This window comes from Lysinibacillus sp. FSL R5-0849, assembly GCF_038595075.1.
Taxonomy (GTDB): Bacteria; Bacillota; Bacilli; order Bacillales_A; family Planococcaceae; genus Lysinibacillus; species Lysinibacillus fusiformis.
Map to the genome: position 1 here is coordinate 37,154 of NZ_CP152004.1, position 19,004 is coordinate 56,157.

14 protein-coding genes, 1 tRNA gene, 2 rRNA genes and 1 other RNA gene are annotated in these 19,004 nt (G+C 41.3%); 14 read left to right on the forward strand and 4 right to left on the reverse strand.

Features of this window, described 5'->3' with window-relative positions:
* Positions 1–41: 41 nt before the first annotated feature.
* From MKY80_RS00160 to MKY80_RS00185, 6 genes are all read left to right on the forward strand, one after another.
* Complete coding sequence (locus MKY80_RS00160; RefSeq protein ID WP_008179672.1) at positions 42–2,453, forward strand: heavy metal translocating P-type ATPase; 2,412 nt, start codon at positions 42–44, stop codon at positions 2,451–2,453.
* Between the two features lie 193 nt (positions 2,454–2,646).
* Positions 2,647–3,282, forward strand: a complete 636-nt coding sequence (locus tag MKY80_RS00165; RefSeq protein ID WP_036121980.1) for a deoxynucleoside kinase — start codon at positions 2,647–2,649, stop codon at positions 3,280–3,282.
* Complete coding sequence (locus tag MKY80_RS00170) at positions 3,282–3,950, forward strand: deoxynucleoside kinase (protein WP_008179676.1); 669 nt, start codon at positions 3,282–3,284, stop codon at positions 3,948–3,950. Before MKY80_RS00165 ends, MKY80_RS00170 begins: the two co-directional genes overlap by 1 nt.
* Before the next feature lie 89 nt (positions 3,951–4,039).
* Positions 4,040–4,567 carry a TIGR00730 family Rossman fold protein gene (locus MKY80_RS00175; protein ID WP_043990637.1) on the forward strand — a complete coding sequence of 176 codons (528 nt, stop codon included), beginning with the start codon at positions 4,040–4,042 and terminating at the stop codon, positions 4,565–4,567.
* Positions 4,568–4,631: 64 nt separating this feature from the next.
* Positions 4,632–5,540 carry a methyl-accepting chemotaxis protein gene (locus tag MKY80_RS00180; protein WP_008179679.1) on the forward strand — a complete coding sequence of 303 codons (909 nt, stop codon included), beginning with the start codon at positions 4,632–4,634 and terminating at the stop codon, positions 5,538–5,540.
* A gap of 136 nt (positions 5,541–5,676) precedes the next feature.
* The gene (locus MKY80_RS00185) at positions 5,677–6,297 is read left to right on the forward strand and encodes an RraA family protein (RefSeq protein ID WP_342531421.1); all 621 of its coding nucleotides are present in this window, start codon (positions 5,677–5,679) and stop codon (positions 6,295–6,297) included.
* Positions 6,298–6,341: 44 nt separating this feature from the next.
* Here the strand turns inward: MKY80_RS00185 and MKY80_RS00190 are convergent, their stop codons facing one another.
* From MKY80_RS00190 to MKY80_RS00205, 4 genes are all read right to left on the reverse strand, one after another.
* A complete protein-coding gene (locus tag MKY80_RS00190) occupies positions 6,342–7,616 on the reverse strand; it encodes a cation:dicarboxylase symporter family transporter (RefSeq protein WP_008179685.1) in 1,275 nt (424 codons plus the stop codon).
* A gap of 90 nt (positions 7,617–7,706) precedes the next feature.
* Positions 7,707–8,585, reverse strand: a complete 879-nt coding sequence (locus MKY80_RS00195; RefSeq protein ID WP_008179686.1) for a response regulator — start codon at positions 8,583–8,585, stop codon at positions 7,707–7,709.
* On the reverse strand, positions 8,586–9,845 hold the full coding sequence (locus tag MKY80_RS00200) for an ATP-binding protein (protein ID WP_089987394.1): 1,260 nt from the start codon (positions 9,843–9,845) through the stop codon (positions 8,586–8,588).
* A gap of 127 nt (positions 9,846–9,972) precedes the next feature.
* Positions 9,973–10,065 (reverse strand) — tRNA-Ser (locus tag MKY80_RS00205).
* A 166-nt stretch (positions 10,066–10,231) separates the two neighbouring features.
* On the opposite strand from MKY80_RS00205, the gene ffs reads away from it, so the two are divergent.
* The 8 genes from ffs to MKY80_RS00245 all read left to right on the forward strand — a co-directional run bounded on the left by ffs (position 10,232) and on the right by MKY80_RS00245 (position 18,943).
* Positions 10,232–10,499, forward strand: an RNA gene (gene ffs / locus MKY80_RS00210) — signal recognition particle sRNA large type.
* 141 nt (positions 10,500–10,640) lie between these two features.
* Complete coding sequence (gene dnaX / locus MKY80_RS00215; protein ID WP_089987393.1) at positions 10,641–12,428, forward strand: DNA polymerase III subunit gamma/tau; 1,788 nt, start codon at positions 10,641–10,643, stop codon at positions 12,426–12,428.
* A 20-nt stretch (positions 12,429–12,448) separates the two neighbouring features.
* Complete coding sequence (locus MKY80_RS00220) at positions 12,449–12,763, forward strand: YbaB/EbfC family nucleoid-associated protein (protein WP_004233957.1); 315 nt, start codon at positions 12,449–12,451, stop codon at positions 12,761–12,763.
* Positions 12,764–12,774: 11 nt separating this feature from the next.
* Entirely contained in the window at positions 12,775–13,371 is a 597-nt protein-coding gene (gene recR / locus MKY80_RS00225; RefSeq protein WP_008179695.1) for a recombination mediator RecR, read from the forward strand.
* Positions 13,372–13,384: 13 nt separating this feature from the next.
* On the forward strand, positions 13,385–13,600 hold the full coding sequence (locus MKY80_RS00230; RefSeq protein ID WP_008179697.1) for a YaaL family protein: 216 nt from the start codon (positions 13,385–13,387) through the stop codon (positions 13,598–13,600).
* A gap of 73 nt (positions 13,601–13,673) precedes the next feature.
* Positions 13,674–13,946 carry a pro-sigmaK processing inhibitor BofA family protein gene (locus MKY80_RS00235; protein ID WP_008179699.1) on the forward strand — a complete coding sequence of 91 codons (273 nt, stop codon included), beginning with the start codon at positions 13,674–13,676 and terminating at the stop codon, positions 13,944–13,946.
* 283 nt (positions 13,947–14,229) lie between these two features.
* A 16S ribosomal RNA gene (locus tag MKY80_RS00240) occupies positions 14,230–15,781 on the forward strand.
* Between the two features lie 234 nt (positions 15,782–16,015).
* Positions 16,016–18,943: ribosomal RNA gene (locus MKY80_RS00245) — 23S ribosomal RNA — on the forward strand.
* Together the 16S and 23S rRNA genes form the textbook arrangement of a ribosomal RNA operon.
* The last annotated feature ends 61 nt before the right edge of the window (positions 18,944–19,004 follow it).

Below are 19,004 nucleotides of genomic sequence, written 5' to 3' on the forward strand. Positions count from 1 at the left end.
AATATATACCCCCTGTCGGTATAAGGAGAGGTGAAAGGTAAATGAGTTCTGATCATAAGGAAGCTAATTTGCAAATTACAGGGATGACATGTGCGGCCTGTGCCACTCGAATAGAAAAAGGGTTAAATAAAATGGATGGAGTAGAACAAGCAACCGTTAATTTAGCGCTTGAAAAATCATCTATTAAGTACGATCCAGAAAAGCTAAGTGAAGCAGATTTTGAAAAAAAGATAGAAGCGCTTGGCTATGGAATAGTTAAACAAAAAACTGAACTTGATATTACAGGAATGACATGTGCGGCCTGTGCTACTCGAATAGAAAAAGGATTAAATAAAATGAGCGGCGTATCATCTGCCAATGTCAACTTAGCTCTTGAAAAAGCAATGATTGAGTTTAACCCATCAGAGGTGAACATTGCAGATATTATTACTAAGGTTGAGAAGTTAGGATATGGCGCCCATCAAAAAGCAGATGAGCAGGAAACAGAGGATCATCGAGAAAAGGCTATTAAGCAGCAACAACAAAAATTTATTTTATCAGCTATTTTATCCCTACCACTGCTCTGGACGATGGTTGGACATTTTTCATTTACATCGTTTTTATATGTGCCAGAATTCCTTATGAATCCTTGGGTTCAAATGGTGTTGGCTACACCTGTACAATTTATGATTGGTAAGCAGTTTTATGTAGGGGCATATAAAGCATTACGAAATGGCAGTGCAAATATGGATGTACTTGTTGTGATGGGGACATCAGCGGCTTATTTCTATAGTGTTTATCAAGCAATCGTGACGATAGGATCACATCATGGCCCACATCTCTATTTTGAAACAAGCGCTGTATTAATTACATTAATTTTGTTAGGTAAATTATTTGAGGCAAAAGCAAAAGGGCGTTCATCTGAGGCGATAAAAAAACTGATGGGCCTTCAAGCCAAAACAGCCATTGTTGTACGTGACGGTCTAGAGATGGAAGTGCCTTTAGAAGAAGTGATGATTGGTGATATCATTCTAGTTAAACCAGGTGAAAAGATCCCCGTTGACGGAGAAGTTTTAGAGGGAACAACGGCTGTTGATGAATCCATGTTGACAGGAGAAAGTTTACCAGTCGATAAAAAGCAGGGCGATTCATTATTTGGATCGACTATTAATAAAAATGGTTTTATAAAAATGACAGCGACAAAGGTTGGCCGTGATACGGCACTAGCACAAATTATTAAGGTGGTAGAAGATGCTCAAGGATCAAAAGCACCGATTCAACGTTTAGCAGATCAGATCTCAGGGGTTTTTGTACCAATTGTTGTGGGCATTGCGATTGTGACATTTATCGTGTGGATTATTTGGGTACGTCCAGGAGAATTTACGCCTGCTTTAGAGGTCTTAATTGCAGTACTGGTGATTGCTTGTCCATGTGCACTTGGTTTAGCCACACCGACCTCTATAATGGCCGGTTCTGGTCGCGCCGCTGAATTTGGCATTTTATTCAAAGGTGGCGAACACTTAGAACAAACACAAAGTATTGATACGGTCGTTGTAGATAAAACAGGGACAGTGACACATGGTAAGCCAGTGCTAACGGATGTTCTTTTAGCGCCAGACCAAGAGGAAACACACTTTTTATCATTAATTGGTGCGGCTGAGAAACAGTCGGAGCATCCACTTGCTGAGGCGATTGTTCATGGTATAGAAGAACGTGGGATTGCTTTAGGGGAAGTTCAATTTTTTGAGGCTATTCCAGGTTACGGTGTGCAGGCAACAGTCTCAGGTCAAGGTGTTGTCATTGGTACACGAAAATTAATGCAACAGTACGGCATTCAGCTAGATGATATTTTACCAACAATGGAGCAATTAGAGCGAAACGGCAAAACAGCGATGTTGGCCGCAATAAATGGCCAATATGCGGGGGTAGTAGCTGTTGCTGATACTGTAAAAGATACGTCTAAGGAGGCCATTCATCGTTTACAGAATATGGGCATTACAGTCATCATGATGACGGGAGATAATGAACGTACAGCCCAGGCAATAGGCACAGAGGTAGGCGTGAACCAAGTTATTGCGGAAGTTTTACCTGAAGGAAAAGCAGATGAGGTGAAAAAACTTCAAGCTCAGGGTAAAAATGTAGCAATGGTTGGCGACGGTATTAATGATGCACCTGCGCTGGCAACGGCCAATATTGGTATGGCCATTGGTACAGGGACAGATGTGGCGATGGAAGCGGCAGATATTACGTTAATCCGTGGTGATTTAAATAGTATTGCGGATGCCATTCTTATGAGTAGAAAAACAATGCGTAATATTAAACAAAATCTGTTTTGGGCATTTGCTTACAATACATTAGGTATTCCGATTGCTGCAATTGGTCTGCTTGCTCCGTGGGTGGCAGGTGCGGCAATGGCTTTTAGTTCTGTATCGGTTGTATTAAATGCTCTACGTTTACAGCGAGTGAAATTGTAAAGATGAAAAGGCATTGGGATGCATATTCTCAATGTCTTTTTTCTATTTATACGGAGGGAAATTTCCTGCTTAATTTTCTAGAATAATAGGTTGATTCTGTTTTTCATTTTCTCACTATGATAAAATGAAAGGTACTGACTCATTTATGTAGAACACAATGATCGAATCCATAGAACAAAAGGAGGAGCTTCTGGTGACGGTTCCATTTGTTACGGTAGAAGGTCCGATTGGTGTTGGTAAAACCTCTTTATCGAAAGAGATAGCGGCGACATTTAATTACCATCTATTAAAAGAAATTGTAGACGAAAACCCTTTTTTAAATAAGTTTTATGAAAACATTGAGGAGTGGAGTTTCCAAACGGAAATGTTCTTCCTTTGTAATCGCTATAAGCAATTAACGGACATTAAAAAATTCCGATTTGCTCATGCCAAGCCAGTTGTAGCAGATTATCATATTTTTAAAAATTTAATATTTGCGAAGCGTACACTGGCATCTACCGAATACGAAAAGTATGAGGAAATATATCAAATATTAACAAAAGACATGCCTGTTCCTAATGTAGTTGTTTATTTACATGCAAGCGTTGAAACATTGATGAAACGCATTGCCATGCGTGGACGAGATTTTGAAAAAATGATATCACGCGATTATATGGAGCAGCTCGTAACCGATTATCATTCTTTTATCGAACATTTTGAGAAAATGCATCCTGAAATACCAGTTATTAGATTTAATGGAGATCAGCTCGATTTTGTTAAAAATCCAGACGATTTAAATTATGTTTTAAAAATTATTAAGGATACGTTACAAAAAAGGAGTTTGCAATAATGAATTTAAGAGAGAAATACGATATTCCTCCACAAACGGTCATCACGATTGCCGGTACTGTAGGCGTAGGAAAGTCTACGATGACAAAAGCGTTAGCAGAAGCATTAAATTTCCGTACATCATTCGAAAAAGTAGATACAAATCCGTATCTTGATAAATTTTATGAGGACTTTGAAAAATGGAGCTTCCATTTACAAGTCTACTTTTTGGCAGAGCGTTTTAAGGAACAGAAACGTATTTTTGAGTATGGTGGAGGATTTATACAAGACCGTTCTATTTATGAAGATACTGGGATATTCGCTAAAATGCATTACGATAAGGGAACAATGAGCCCAACAGATTATGAAACATACACAAATTTATTTGATGCTATGGTCATGACACCGTATTTCCCACATCCAGATTTACTTGTTTATCTAGAGGGACCGATTGATGCTGTTATTGGGCGTATACAAGAACGAGGGCGCGCAATGGAGCAACAAACGCCAAATGATTATTGGATAGAAATGCATGAACGTTATGAAAACTGGGTTAATAATTTTAATTCCTGTCCAGTTCTACGTTTAGATATTAATGATTATGATTTATTAAAAAATCCGGATGCAATTGAATCAATTGTGAGCCGTATCAGTCATATGCTAAAACAAACAAGCCATTTAAGAAAATAGAAGAGCAACAAACTACCAAAGAACGTGAAACAATACATAGCCGATTGTTTCACGTTTTTTGAATAGGAGGGATTACTATAAGAATTGCAGTGTATTGCGGATCTGGTATAGGTAAAAGTCCAGTGTATGGGGAGAAAGCTACAGAGCTAGGTACAGTATTAGCTAAGCACGGACATAGTGTTGTTTACGGCGGTTCCAAAATGGGGTTAATGGGAAAGGTAGCAGATGCTGTTTTAGCCGCAGGTGGAGAGGTTATTGGTGTTATGCCAACCCATTTACAAAAGCGGGAACTGGCTCATTCTTCATTAACAGAAATTCATTTTGTTGAGTCTATGCATATTCGGAAAGCTAAAATGGCGGAGCTGGCTGATGCATTTATTGCTCTTCCAGGAGGTGCAGGAACGTTAGATGAATATTTCGAAGTTTTTACTTGGGCACAAATTGGCCTTCATGAAAAACCTGTCATTTTATATAATGTGAATGGTTTTTATGATGCACTCTTACAGCATTTTAAAATAATGCTAGAGGAAGGATTTATACGACCTGAACAAAAGTCCTTTTTCCGTATAGCAACTACTCCAGAGGAAATAGTACGTTTACTAAAAAAACATGGGTGAACATTGCCCATGTTTTTTATAATATAAAATAAACGGTAAAAAATAGAAATAGATGAGGTGGATTATGCAAGGTGCAGATACTCAAGTAACCGATGATTTAGTAGTACAAGCCATTGAACGCAATATAGCAATTATACGTTTTGATATGAATCGAAGGGTAGCCTATGTGAATGAACCGTTTGCTAGAACATTAGGCTATACAGTACAAGAAATGTTAGGAAAGAATCATAAAGATTTTTGTTTACCACATTTCGTTCACAGTCCAGCATATGAACAATTTTGGCGCAATTTAGTAGCAGGAAATAGTTATCAGGGCAAAATTGAGAGAATTGATGGAAATGGCCAAAGGATTTGGCTTGAGGCTACGTATATGCCTGTTTTCGCGAACCATACAAATAAAGTAATCGGTGTTTCAAAAATTGCTACAAATATTACTGAACGCCAAAATGAAATAACAAATGTAGCCGATCAATTGAAGGAAATGTCTAATGAGCTTCATCAACGTTCAGAGGCTGGTATTCAAAATAGTCAAGAATTACTGAGCACCATTCAAGTGGTTTCTCAGGAGTCAAAAGAAAATGTTAGCAATCTGGCACAGCTAAAAAATCAAGCTGATTCCATTAAAGGGATTGTGAAAACCATTCAAGAGATTGCTTCCCAAACAAATTTATTAGCTTTAAATGCAGCTATTGAAGCTGCGCGAGCTGGGGAGTATGGCCGAGGCTTTGATGTAGTGGCAAAAGAGGTGCGGAAGCTTTCTGTCAGGGTAGAGCAATCCATTTCAGAGGTGAAGGATCATATAGAAGGGATAGAGCGGGAAATTAGTCAAGTGACAGACAGTATTACAAAGATAGCTGAAAAAGTAGAAAAAACAAATGAACAAATTACTATTACAACTAAAGATTTTAATGAAATTGCATCTGCGGCTGAAGCTTTAGACGAGCAGTCCAAGCAATTTATTGAAATTATTTAACGTTCCATATTGCCCCATCCACAGACTAGGTGGTGGACTAATTTACAATATTTTAGTAGATATATTGAAATAGTATAAGTATTTTCTTTACAATATTTGTGTAAGACGTTCATTAATCATAATAGGGGTGTTATGGATGACAAAAGTGGAAGTAAGTTTTCAGCATCTACCAACAACAGCTATTTCAGATGCGACAGGTGGACATACGAATTTGTGTAGTACGATTAAACCGCTAGCCAATCATTTTAAAATTGCTGGGCGTGCGGTAACTGTACGATTACCAGATGGTGAAAATGGTGCAGTGTTGGAGGCTATTCGAGCGGCCAATGAAGGTGATATTTTGGTTATTGATGCAAAAGGAAACACCAATCGAGCGGTAGCAGGAGATTTTGTGGTGTCCTTAGCAAAAGGTATTGGTGTACAAGGCTTTGTAGTTGACGGTGTAATTCGTGATATTGCCGCTATTCGTGAGTTAGATTTCCCTGTATTCGCTTTAGGTACTACAGTAGCTGCTGGTAATAAAAATGGTGGTGGTAAAGTAAATGTTCCCATTGCCATTGGAGGAGTAACAGTTCACCCAGGCGACTATATAATTGGAGATGTGGATGGTGTCATTGTTGTACCACAGCAAGATGCTGAAAAAGTGATTGAAGCTGCAGAGGAAAAGATACTTAAAGATGAAAAGCGTGCGCAAGAAGCACATGTAAATGGCAAAGAATCTGTTGTTGAGTATTTAAATAAAGTGCTTGGAAAATAAAAAAACGCTCACGATGCCATCCAACATCGTGAGCGTTTTATATTTTATGCTAAATTCTCATTTTCATTAAAGTAATTCTTCATTTTTTCGCGATCGAAACGGCCTTCCCATTTCGCCATTACTAATGACGCTAATGAGTTACCAATTACGTTAACAACTGTACGTCCCATATCAAGAATACGGTCAATACCAGCGATAAATGCTAGACCTTCTAACGGAATGCCGACAGTACCTAAAGTGGCTAGAAGCACTACGAAAGATACCCCTGGAACCCCTGCAATCCCTTTCGATGTAACCATCAATACAAGCATTAACGTAATTTGTTCACCAATGCTTAGGTGAATACCGTACATTTGCGCAATAAATAATGCTGCAATCGCTTGGTATAGCGTTGATCCGTCTAAGTTAAAGGAGTAACCGGTTGGGATAACAAAGGATACAATATCCTTCGGAGCCCCTAATTTCTCCATTTTTAACATAATACGTGGTAATACAGCTTCAGAACTTGCTGTTGAGAATGCTAAGATTAGCTCATCTTTCAACACTTTAATTAAATAGAAGATGCTGATTCCTGCGAATTTTGCCACAAGGCCAAGAACAACAAAGATAAAGAATAACATAGTTGCATAAACAAGAATGGCTAATTTGGCAAGTGGTACCAGTGAAGCAAACCCATATTTGGAAACGGTTACACCAATTAAACCAAATACCCCGATTGGAGCAAACTTCATTACGAGATTAGTTACCCAGAACATCGCATCTGCTACCCCTTGGAAGAAGTCTAAGACTGGCTTTCCTCGATCGCCAACTGCTGCAACTCCTAAACCAAAAATAACTGAGAAGAAAATAATCGCAAGCATATTACCCTCAGCCATAGACTGAATAATATTTGTTGGGACAATACCTACAATTATATCGAAGGGCCCCTCATGCTGTACTTCCTCAGTCGTTGTAACATACTTCGAAATATCCCCTTGAGATAATTCGTTCATGTTTATGCCTGCACCTGGTTGGAAAATGTTAGCGGAAAGTAATCCGACTAAAATAGCTACAGTCGTAATAATTTCAAAGTAAATAATAGATTTCCCGCCTAATCGCCCAAGCTGCTTCATGTCTCCAGTACCAGCAACACCTACGATTAATGTAGAAATAATAATCGGTACAACAATCATCTTAATAAGATGTAAAAAGATATCCCCTAATGGTTGTAAATATGTCTCAATCTTGGGGTTTCCATAAAAAATTCCACCAACAATGATCCCTAAAATCAAGCCGATTAAAATTTGAGCGGCTAGACTGATTTTAAATTTCTTCTTCAAACCCTTTGTACCCCCTGATATTAAATTTTTAGGACACGCCTTACTTTAATAATACGGAGGACTTATGGAATCCGACAAAATCCGAGAAAATTAATTTAATTTTGTTAAAATGTCTGAATATAGCACTTGTATAAATTTCTTAATATTTACCTTTGCTTTACGATTGTCATGATCTTCAATCTGAGTCATGAGTTGACGAATTTCTTTAAAATCGAAGTAGCGAGGGGCATAGTATTCAAACTCAGAGTTGGTGTAATCGACAACACCTAAGTTTGCGAGATTAATCATGGCAGCTAATATCGTTCTGCGCACACGCTGTTCTATGGCTTTACTTTCCTTTAAAATGTCATCAGGTGTAGCCTTTGTTACAGCAGCGATTTCTTCATAAAGCTCCTTTAATGGAGGGAGGGGGGCAATCTTATGCTGATGAGCAAGTAAAGTTTCGATAATAGCTATAATATCCTCGCTTCCAATCTCACCGACAATACCCATATCATTTAATATAGACTGAATATGGTCTCGTGAAGTTGCTTTATTTGCCTTTTGCTCACTTAATTCAATATTTGTAAGTGATTGACGAATAACTAACAGTGAATTTTTTAGCCGAAATTGTTCTGTAGTTTTTTTCAAAACATTTTCAACCTCAATGCGGTTAATCGGTTTATGAATGAAGAAATCTATTCCTTGCTCATAAGCCTCACCAACCATTTCTTTATTCACAACCTGAGAAATCATTATAAATTGACCCTCAAAGCGATTTTGAATAAGATGTTCGACTGTGGCTATACCATCAAGCTTTGGCATCAGTAAATCGATTAGTACAATCTCTGGCTGGGTCATTAAAATTTGTGGTATGGCATCCTCTCCATTACGAGCTTCGCCAATCACTGTACCTAAGCCACTATCTTCAATAATTTGTTTTAACATGACACGACTTGCGCGATCGTCGTCTACAATAAAATACCTCATTTAAGTCTCTCCCGTTTGAATAGTTTGCGTAGGAATTATGATTTTAAACGTTGTGTATTGATTGTTTGATTCAACGGTTATGGAGCCTTTTAATTTTTCTATTAGTTCAGCAACATGTGAAAGGCCAATGCCAGTAGCTGCGACACCTTCTACATTATATTTTGTGGTAAATCCAGGTTCAAAAATAATAGAAAAATCATTCTGTGAAATTCCCTTTCCATTATCACATATTGTTACTACAGTATTATCCTCTTGTCGTTGAATAGCAATAGAAATGATACCTTGTTCTTCGATAGCCTCCACTGCATTGGCAGTTAAATTATTTAAAAGCGCAAGCAGTGCAATATGTTCCTTTGTTTGAAAATCGAAGTCTATACTTGTTTCAAACTGTATATTCTTCCCAAGTAATTCAGCGTACTTACTATTGCCGTCTTCGATATAATGTAATAATTCTGATAATATAAAAGGCCCGAAGCTTCTCTCACCAACAATCTTTGAAATGCCCGCATAGATGCGTTGTGAATCCTTTTTCACTTCATGAATTTCCTGGGCAATATGAAGAGCTTGCAAGCTTTCCGCTCGATATCCTTGAGCTTTTAATTGCCGATATAATTCAAAACCGCTAGCTGTTATGGTTTCAATATGGTTCATGGATTTTTTTAAATACAGAGTCTCAACATAGAGGTCAGATCCAATATTCAGCATCTCTTGTACACGTTTTTTTTGTTCGGCGATCAATATAGAGCTATAAATACCAACTACAAAAAAGCTTCGTAATAAGGCCACTGCTAATAGGATCAAAAGGTCGTGAAGAAATAAAAATGTATAAGTTTGTACAAAAAATCGGAAAATCTGTTCGGCTAAGTTACTAATGACCTCACTAAAAGCGACGAGTAAACCAAGCTTTAGTGGTTTTTCTCTATATGTTTGAACATCTAAAATTTGTAGGCATATAGCAAACAATACATAAAATAGACCTGCTGGTAAATGGTTAAATATGCTCTCTAATACGGATATATCGTGTAAATAGGAATTAAAAACACGAAAAATGATTGTCACTATACTTGTAGCAAACCCAGCTAAAATAATGGGAGTGGGTTTAATTAATGTGCATAAGAAAAAGATAATGGTGCCTAAACCAAAGCGAAATGTCGTATTGGCAAACGGCATAATTTTAATTTCACTACCAATTGCGGTCAAAACAGCAATCAAAATAACCCAAGTGAGGGAAGTGCGAGCTATATTTCTTTTCGATGGCAATATGACAACCTCCCATAAGCGATATAATAAAAAAATACCACAACCGAGACGGAAGTGGTATTTAACAAGTCATACATACAATTTTGGCAAAAAAAAACGGCTACATTCGTAGTCGGAAATTAAAAACTGGAGGAGGTAGAGGGATTCGAACCCCCGCGCGGTGTTACCCGCCTGTCGGTTTTCAAGACCGATCCCTTCAGCCAGACTTGGGTATACCTCCATGTTATATTACTTTGCTGTCTTTCGACAAAAATAAATTTATCATAACTTAAAACTCAAGTCAATATTTTTTTCGAAAAAATATCATGATGGGAAAAATACATGGGTAATAAATAATTTGTGCATTAAGTTGCAATTTATACAAACAATCAGTATACTAGTTATTGCCGTGCTAGGTGGGAAGGTAGCGGTGTCCTGTAACTCGCAATCCGCTCTAGCGAGACTGAATTCCTTTTTCGAGGCTGTCCGTATTGTTTGGTCTGCCTTCTGCACGTAGTGTTGACGATTGGGTCTTGCGCAATGGATACCCATGAACCATGTCAGGTCCGGAAGGAAGCAGCATTAAGTGGTCATATCCATGTGCCGCGGGGTTGCCTAATCTGAGCTAACGACAGGAGTAACGCTTATGTGCGGCTGTCAAGGAAAGGTGCACGGCATTAAATTGCCAACTCAAAGCATCCGCCTACTATAAGGCGGATGCTTTTTTTATTTTAATTAGTTACTTCATTTTATATATAAGGCAGCAAATGCTATAATAAGACTATTCTATTTAATGGAGAAGGAGAGAGAAAAATAGTGACGTATCAAGCATTTTACCGTGTGTATCGTCCGCAATCTTTTCGAGAGATGTCCGGTCAAGCGCATGTCAAAAGAACGCTACAAAATGCTCTCCTAGCGAATAAAACGACGCATGCTTACCTTTTTTCTGGGCCACGTGGTACAGGGAAGACAAGTACAGCTAAAATTTTTGCAAAAGCTTTAAATTGTGAACATGCGCCTGCAAAAGAGCCTTGTAACGAATGTGCTACATGTATAAGTATTACGGACGGTTCGCATCCTGATGTCATTGAATTTGACGCAGCTTCAAATTCACGTGTTGAAGAGATTAGAGATATTATAGAAAAAGTTCGTTTTGCTCCTGCAAGCAGCAGATACAAGGTGTACATTATTGATGAAGTGCATATGCTCTCTACAAGTGCTTTTAACGCTCTTTTGAAAACTTTAGAAGAGCCGCCTCCTCATGCAGTATTTATTTTAGCAACAACAGAGCCTCATAAATTGCCTGCAACAATTATTTCTCGTTGTCAGCGCTTTGATTTCAAACGACTTTCTACCAATGATATTATTGAACGTATGAAAGTTGTCTTAGAAGATATTGAGCTGCCGTATGAGGAGCAAGGCTTAAAGGTAATAGCGCAATCTGCTGCTGGGGGAATGCGTGATGCTTTAAGTTTATTGGACCAAGTAGTATCTTTCAGCGGAGAGAAGCTAAAGCTTGAGGATACATTACTAGTTACAGGTTCAATAAGTCAGGATGTTTTTTATGATTTAGCCGAGGCACTCAAAGCGAAAGATGTTGCACAAATGCTTGCGCTATTAGAACAACTAATTGTTGATGGTAAAGATCCACTGCGTCTTTCAGAAGATTTAATTACATTTTTCCGTGATTTATTATTACTTCAAACAAGTGATGATTTAGCTGAATTATTAGAGCTCGTGTCTCCTGAAGAACGTGTATTATCCTTGGCGCATGAATTTGCACCGAATATGCTTTATGGCTATATCGATATACTTGCGAAAACTCAGCAAGAAATGCGCTTTTCCCACCATACGAAAATCTATTTAGAAACGGCATTACTTAAAATGGTACAGTTTTCGGGAGGGAGCACTAATCAAGCGGTAACTACAACGAGCGATACGGCTATTAACCCTGAACTCGCTCAAAAAATTGTAGCGCTTGAACAGATGGTTCAACAATTATCTGTACAATTACAATCAGGGGCTTCTGTGCAAGCATCGCAAACACCAAAAGAGCAAAGACCACGTGCTAAAAATCCAAACGGCTATAAGGCTCCGACCGGTCGTATCCAAGAGGTACTAAAAGACGCTACAAAGCAAGATGTTCAACGTATAAAATCGGTTTGGGCACAAGCACTAAATCAATTGCAAAAATCTCAATCTGCGCTTTTAGCTGAAGCTGAACCAGTTGCGGCATCTTCAAGTGCTTTTGTGTTAAAATTCAAGTATGATATTCATTGTCAGATGGTTGCAGATAATCAGTCTTTAAAGGGCCACTTTACACAGTTAATTGCCGGACAAACTGGTACAATGTACGAAATGCTTTGTATACCAGAGGAATCTTGGTTAAAAATGCGTGAAGAGTTTATCCGTGATCATAGTATGCAGCACAAAAAAACTTCAGCTGCATCAGAGAATGGTGAGGAATTATTAGAACCACCACCGGCAGAAATGTCGGATGAGCCATTTATCGATGATGCTCAGCCACTTGCTTCACAGGACCCACTTGTGACAGAGGCTGAAAATCTCTTTGGTAAAGATTTTGTTGAAATTATGGAAGATTAAATTTTAGGAGGAAAACATGTATGCGCGGAATGGGAAATATGCAAGGTATGATGAAAAAAATGCAAAAAATGCAAAAGGAAATGATGGAGGCTCAAGAGGCTCTAAATGCAGAGCAATTTGAAGGTGTTGCAGGTGGCGGCATGGTAAAAGTAACTGTGTCTGGTCAACGTGAAGTTGTGTCAGTAAATCTTGATGAATCTGTAGTAGATCCAGAGGATATTGAAATGCTACAAGACTTAATCGTTATTGCTACTAATGAGGCATTAAAAAAGGTAGAAGAAAAAACGAACTCAACGATGGGTAAATTTACTCAAGGCTTAAACCTTCCATTCTAGGAGGTATTCATATGTACTACCCAGAACCAATATCAAAATTGATCGATAGTTTTATGAAATTGCCAGGTATCGGGCCAAAAACTGCGGCTCGTCTGGCGTTTTTTGTGTTATCAATGAAGGAAGAAGATGTCTTATCTTTTTCTAAAGCATTAGTTGATGCTAAACGAAATTTAAGCTACTGTTCCGTTTGTGGCAATATTACGGATGTAGACCCATGTCACATATGTACAGACAAACAACGAGATCATTCGATTATTTGTGTTGTTCAAGATACAAAAGATGTGATTGCGATGGAAAAAATGCGTGACTATAATGGCATGTACCATGTGCTACAAGGTGCGATATCACCGATGGATGGTATTGGTCCAGAGGATATTAATGTCGCTTCCTTGTTGGTCCGGTTGCACGATGAAAGTGTCCAAGAGCTTATTCTAGCTACGAATTCAACTATTGAAGGCGAGGCAACAGCTATGTATATATCTCGCCTTGTCAAACCATCAGGTATTCGTGCGACCCGCATTGCGCACGGATTACCAGTAGGTGGGGATTTAGAATATGCTGATGAGGTAACGTTATCTAAGGCGATGGAAGGTCGACGTGAGCTGTGAGTGAGGGATTAATATGTTCTTCCGTAGTAAAGGAAAGCTAAAAAAAGAGTTCGATGATAGGCTTGTAAATCTTATAAAAGAAACAAAAGAGGATTTACAACAGGCTAAGATAATAGAAGAATTAATGGACGACTATGATCTAGGGGCGATCGCTCAACGAAAAGCGGCAGAAAGCATTCATTTTTATTTATTTAAAGAAGCTAGAATTCGCAGAGTGTTAATTAAATAGTTCTATTGGCCATTCATAGAAGCAATACAGGAAACATAAACTTTCATAATTATTTTTTTGAGGGGGTAACCATATGTCTTGGTTAGTAATTATGAGTATTTGTGTTCCTGTAGGGCTTCTTTTTCTTTATGTCATAATAAGACATGCTAAGCTTGGCAAAATCTTAGAAGGATTATCTGTTTTTTGGTTTCGATTTGCATTTGCCTTCCTATTATTATTTATGATTCATTTAGGTATCGGTTATATAGGATATAATGTGCCGATTAATCTTTTCTCTGTCTTAACAATTGCCGTTTTAGGTATTCCAGGGGTTCTAGGAATAACAGCTTTAATATTTATTTTATAAAATGCTTGCAATATAATAATATTATGGTATAGTTATAGAAGTCGCCAATACAACTGGTTGAAACGAAAATAAATTAAAAAATTTATGTTGACACAGTGTATGAGACATGATATTATATAAGAGTTGCTGTTGAAAAACAACAACAAACAACATGAACCTTGAAAACTGAACAAGCAAAACGTAATCAATAAAGTTTTAAGTAACTAGCCTAGCTAGTGAACGAAACAAAATTTTGGACATCAAAATTGATGCCAGCAAAACAATTTGAGCTAATCAAATTTCTTTTATGGAGAGTTTGATCCTGGCTCAGGACGAACGCTGGCGGCGTGCCTAATACATGCAAGTCGAGCGAACAGAGAAGGAGCTTGCTCCTTCGACGTTAGCGGCGGACGGGTGAGTAACACGTGGGCAACCTACCTTATAGTTTGGGATAACTCCGGGAAACCGGGGCTAATACCGAATAATCTGTTTCACCTCATGGTGAAACACTGAAAGACGGTTTCGGCTGTCGCTATAGGATGGGCCCGCGGCGCATTAGCTAGTTGGTGAGGTAACGGCTCACCAAGGCGACGATGCGTAGCCGACCTGAGAGGGTGATCGGCCACACTGGGACTGAGACACGGCCCAGACTCCTACGGGAGGCAGCAGTAGGGAATCTTCCACAATGGGCGAAAGCCTGATGGAGCAACGCCGCGTGAGTGAAGAAGGATTTCGGTTCGTAAAACTCTGTTGTAAGGGAAGAACAAGTACAGTAGTAACTGGCTGTACCTTGACGGTACCTTATTAGAAAGCCACGGCTAACTACGTGCCAGCAGCCGCGGTAATACGTAGGTGGCAAGCGTTGTCCGGAATTATTGGGCGTAAAGCGCGCGCAGGTGGTTTCTTAAGTCTGATGTGAAAGCCCACGGCTCAACCGTGGAGGGTCATTGGAAACTGGGAGACTTGAGTGCAGAAGAGGATAGTGGAATTCCAAGTGTAGCGGTGAAATGCGTAGAGATTTGGAGGAACACCAGTGGCGAAGGCGACTATCTGGTCTGTAACTGACACTGAGGCGCGAAAGCGTGGGGAGCAAACAGGATTAGATACCCTGGTAGTCCACGCCGTAAACGATGAGTGCTAAGTGTTAGGGGGTTTCCGCCCCTTAGTGCTGCAGCTAACGCATTAAGCACTCCGCCTGGGGAGTACGGTCGCAAGACTGAAACTCAAAGGAATTGACGGGGGCCCGCACAAGCGGTGGAGCATGTGGTTTAATTCGAAGCAACGCGAAGAACCTTACCAGGTCTTGACATCCCGTTGACCACTGTAGAGATATAGTTTCCCCTTCGGGGGCAACGGTGACAGGTGGTGCATGGTTGTCGTCAGCTCGTGTCGTGAGATGTTGGGTTAAGTCCCGCAACGAGCGCAACCCTTGATCTTAGTTGCCATCATTTAGTTGGGCACTCTAAGGTGACTGCCGGTGACAAACCGGAGGAAGGTGGGGATGACGTCAAATCATCATGCCCCTTATGACCTGGGCTACACACGTGCTACAATGGACGATACAAACGGTTGCCAACTCGCGAGAGGGAGCTAATCCGATAAAGTCGTTCTCAGTTCGGATTGTAGGCTGCAACTCGCCTACATGAAGCCGGAATCGCTAGTAATCGCGGATCAGCATGCCGCGGTGAATACGTTCCCGGGCCTTGTACACACCGCCCGTCACACCACGAGAGTTTGTAACACCCGAAGTCGGTGAGGTAACCTTTTGGAGCCAGCCGCCGAAGGTGGGATAGATGATTGGGGTGAAGTCGTAACAAGGTAGCCGTATCGGAAGGTGCGGCTGGATCACCTCCTTTCTAAGGATATTTTCGGAATACAAACCTTGGGTTTGTAAGATTACGTTTTGCGTTCAGTTTTGAAGGTTCATTCTTCTGAATGAAATACTTCAAAACTTGTTCTTTGAAAACTGGATAAAACGACATTGAAATAGTAACAAACACATTTATTTTTTTAAGTTTTTTATAGGCTTAATAACATTAAAAGGTTTCAAGACACGAGCAGTTAAATGCGATGTGTATTGGAAGCTGATAGGTTAAGTTATTAAGGGCGCACGGCGAATGCCTTGGCACTAGGAGCCGAAGAAGGACGGCACTAACACCGATATGCTTCGGGGAGCTGTAAGTGAGCTTTGATCCGGAGATTTCCGAATGGGGGAACCCACTACGTTTAATCGCGTAGTATCTTGACGTGAATACATAGCGTCTTGAAGGCAGACCCAGGGAACTGAAACATCTAAGTACCTGGAGGAAGAGAAAGAAAAATCGATTCCCTGAGTAGCGGCGAGCGAAACGGGAAGAGCCCAAACCAAGAGGCTTGCCTCTTGGGGTTGTAGGACACTCAATACGGAGTTACAAAAGAGCGAGTTAGATGAAGCGACTTGGAAAGGTCCGCCAGAGCAGGTAAAAGCCCTGTAGTCGAAAGTTCGTTCCCTCCTGAGTGGATCCTGAGTACGGCGGAACACGTGAAATTCCGTCGGAATCCGGGAGGACCATCTCCCAAGGCTAAATACTACCTAGTGACCGATAGTGAACCAGTACCGTGAGGGAAAGGTGAAAAGCACCCCGGAAGGGGAGTGAAAGAGATCCTGAAACCGTGTGCCTACAAGTAGTTAGAGCCCGTTAATGGGTGATAGCGTGCCTTTTGTAGAATGAACCGGCGAGTTACGATTACGTGCGAGGTTAAGCTTTAGAAGGCGGAGCCGCAGCGAAAGCGAGTCTGAATAGGGCGAAATAGTACGTGGTCGTAGACCCGAAACCAGGTGATCTACCCATGTCCAGGGTGAAGGTAAGGTAACACTTACTGGAGGCCCGAACCCACGCACGTTGAAAAGTGCGGGGATGAGGTGTGGGTAGCGGAGAAATTCCAATCGAACTTGGAGATAGCTGGTTCTCTCCGAAATAGCTTTAGGGCTAGCCTCGTGATGAGAATACTGGAGGTAGAGCACTGTTTGGACTAGGGGGCCATCCCGGTTTACCGAATTCAGACAAACTCCGAATGCCAGATATTTATACACGGGAGTCAGACTGCGAGTGATAAGATCCGTAGTCAAAAGGGAAACAGCCCAGACCACCAGCTAAGGTCCCAAAGTAATCGTTAAGTGGAAAAGGATGTGGCGTTGCACAGACAACCAGGATGTTGGCTTAGAAGCAGCCATCATTTAAAGAGTGCGTAATAGCTCACTGGTCGAGTGACGCTGCGCCGAAAATGTATCGGGGCTAAACGATTCACCGAAGCTGTGGATTGACATCTACGATGTCAGTGGTAGGAGAGCGTTCTAAGTGCGTTGAAGTCAGACCGGAAGGACTGGTGGAGCGCTTAGAAGTGAGAATGCCGGTATGAGTAGCGAAAGACGGGTGAGAATCCCGTCCACCGTATGACTAAGGTTTCCTGAGGAAGGCTCGTCCGCTCAGGGTTAGTCGGGACCTAAGCCGAGGCCGATAGGCGTAGGCGATGGACAACAGGTTGATATTCCTGTACCACCTCCTCACCGTTTGAGAAATGGGGGGACGCAGTAGGATAGGGCAAGCGCGCTGTTGGTTATGCGCGTCCAAGCAGTAAGGCGTGTGTGTAGGCAAATCCGCACACTGTAACGTTGAGCTGTGATGGCGAGTCCGTATGGACGAAGTTCCTGATTTCACACTGCCAAGAAAAGCCTCTATCGAGGTGAGAGGTGCCCGTACCGCAAACCGACACAGGTAGTCGAGGAGAGAATCCTAAGGTGTGCGAGAGAACTCTCGTTAAGGAACTCGGCAAAATGACCCCGTAACTTCGGGAGAAGGGGTGCTCTTGAGCGTGCAAGCGCATGAGAGCCGCAGTGAATAGGCCCAGGCGACTGTTTAGCAAAAACACAGGTCTCTGCAAAACCGTAAGGTGACGTATAGGGGCTGACGCCTGCCCGGTGCTGGAAGGTTAAGAGGAGTGGTTAGCGCAAGCGAAGCTGCGAATTGAAGCCCCAGTAAACGGCGGCCGTAACTATAACGGTCCTAAGGTAGCGAAATTCCTTGTCGGGTAAGTTCCGACCCGCACGAAAGGCGTAACGATCTGGGCACTGTCTCAACGAGAGACTCGGTGAAATTATAGTACCTGTGAAGATGCAGGTTACCCGCGACAGGACGGAAAGACCCCGTGGAGCTTTACTGTAGCCTGATATTGAATTTTGGTACAACTTGTACAGGATAGGTAGGAGCCAGAGATCTCGGAGCGCCAGCTTCGAAGGAGGCGTCGGTGGGATACTACCCTGGTTGTATTGAAATTCTAACCCATGCCCCTTAGCGGGGCAGGAGACAGTGTCAGGCGGACAGTTTGACTGGGGCGGTCGCCTCCTAAAAGGTAACGGAGGCGCCCAAAGGTTCCCTCAGAATGGTTGGAAATCATTCGTAGAGTGTAAAGGCACAAGGGAGCTTGACTGCGAGACCTACAAGTCGAGCAGGGTCGAAAGACGGGCTTAGTGATCCGGTGGTTCCGCATGGAAGGGCCATCGCTCAACGGATAAAAGCTACCCCGGGGATAACAGGCTTATCTCCCCCAAGAGTCCACATCGACGGGGAGGTTTGGCACCTCGATGTCGGCTCATCGCATCCTGGGGCTGTAGTCGGTCCCAAGGGTTGGGCTGTTCGCCCATTAAAGCGGTACGCGAGCTGGGTTCAGAACGTCGTGAGACAGTTCGGTCCCTATCCGTCGTGGGCGTAGGAAATTTGAGAGGAGCTGTCCTTAGTACGAGAGGACCGGGATGGACACACCGCTGGTGTACCAGTTGTCTTGCCAAAGGCATCGCTGGGTAGCTATGTGTGGACGGGATAAGTGCTGAAAGCATCTAAGCATGAAGCCCCCCTCAAGATGAGATTTCCCATTACGCAAGTAAGTAAGATCCCTCAAAGACGATGAGGTAGATAGGTTCGAGGTGGAAGTGTGGTGACACATGGAGCTGACGAATACTAATCGATCGAGGACTTAACCAAAAAAGTTTGAAACCTTCAATGAACCGTTTATCCAGTTTTGAAAGAATAATTTCTTTTATGA

Excerpts from the sequence above, each read along its gene's own strand:
- MKY80_RS00185 (WP_342531421.1), top strand. The coding sequence starts at position 5,677 with ATGACAAAAGTGGAAGTAAGTTTTCAGCATCTACCAACAACAGCTATT.
- MKY80_RS00160 (WP_008179672.1), top strand. The coding sequence starts at position 42 with ATGAGTTCTGATCATAAGGAAGCTAATTTGCAAATTACAGGGATGACA.
- MKY80_RS00220 (WP_004233957.1), top strand. The coding sequence starts at position 12,449 with ATGCGCGGAATGGGAAATATGCAAGGTATGATGAAAAAAATGCAAAAA.
- MKY80_RS00170 (WP_008179676.1), top strand. The coding sequence starts at position 3,282 with ATGAATTTAAGAGAGAAATACGATATTCCTCCACAAACGGTCATCACG.
- MKY80_RS00230 (WP_008179697.1), top strand. The coding sequence starts at position 13,385 with ATGTTCTTCCGTAGTAAAGGAAAGCTAAAAAAAGAGTTCGATGATAGG.
- MKY80_RS00195 (WP_008179686.1), bottom strand. The coding sequence starts at position 8,585 with ATGAGGTATTTTATTGTAGACGACGATCGCGCAAGTCGTGTCATGTTA.
- recR (WP_008179695.1), top strand. The coding sequence starts at position 12,775 with ATGTACTACCCAGAACCAATATCAAAATTGATCGATAGTTTTATGAAA.
- MKY80_RS00235 (WP_008179699.1), top strand. The coding sequence starts at position 13,674 with ATGTCTTGGTTAGTAATTATGAGTATTTGTGTTCCTGTAGGGCTTCTT.
- MKY80_RS00180 (WP_008179679.1), top strand. The coding sequence starts at position 4,632 with ATGCAAGGTGCAGATACTCAAGTAACCGATGATTTAGTAGTACAAGCC.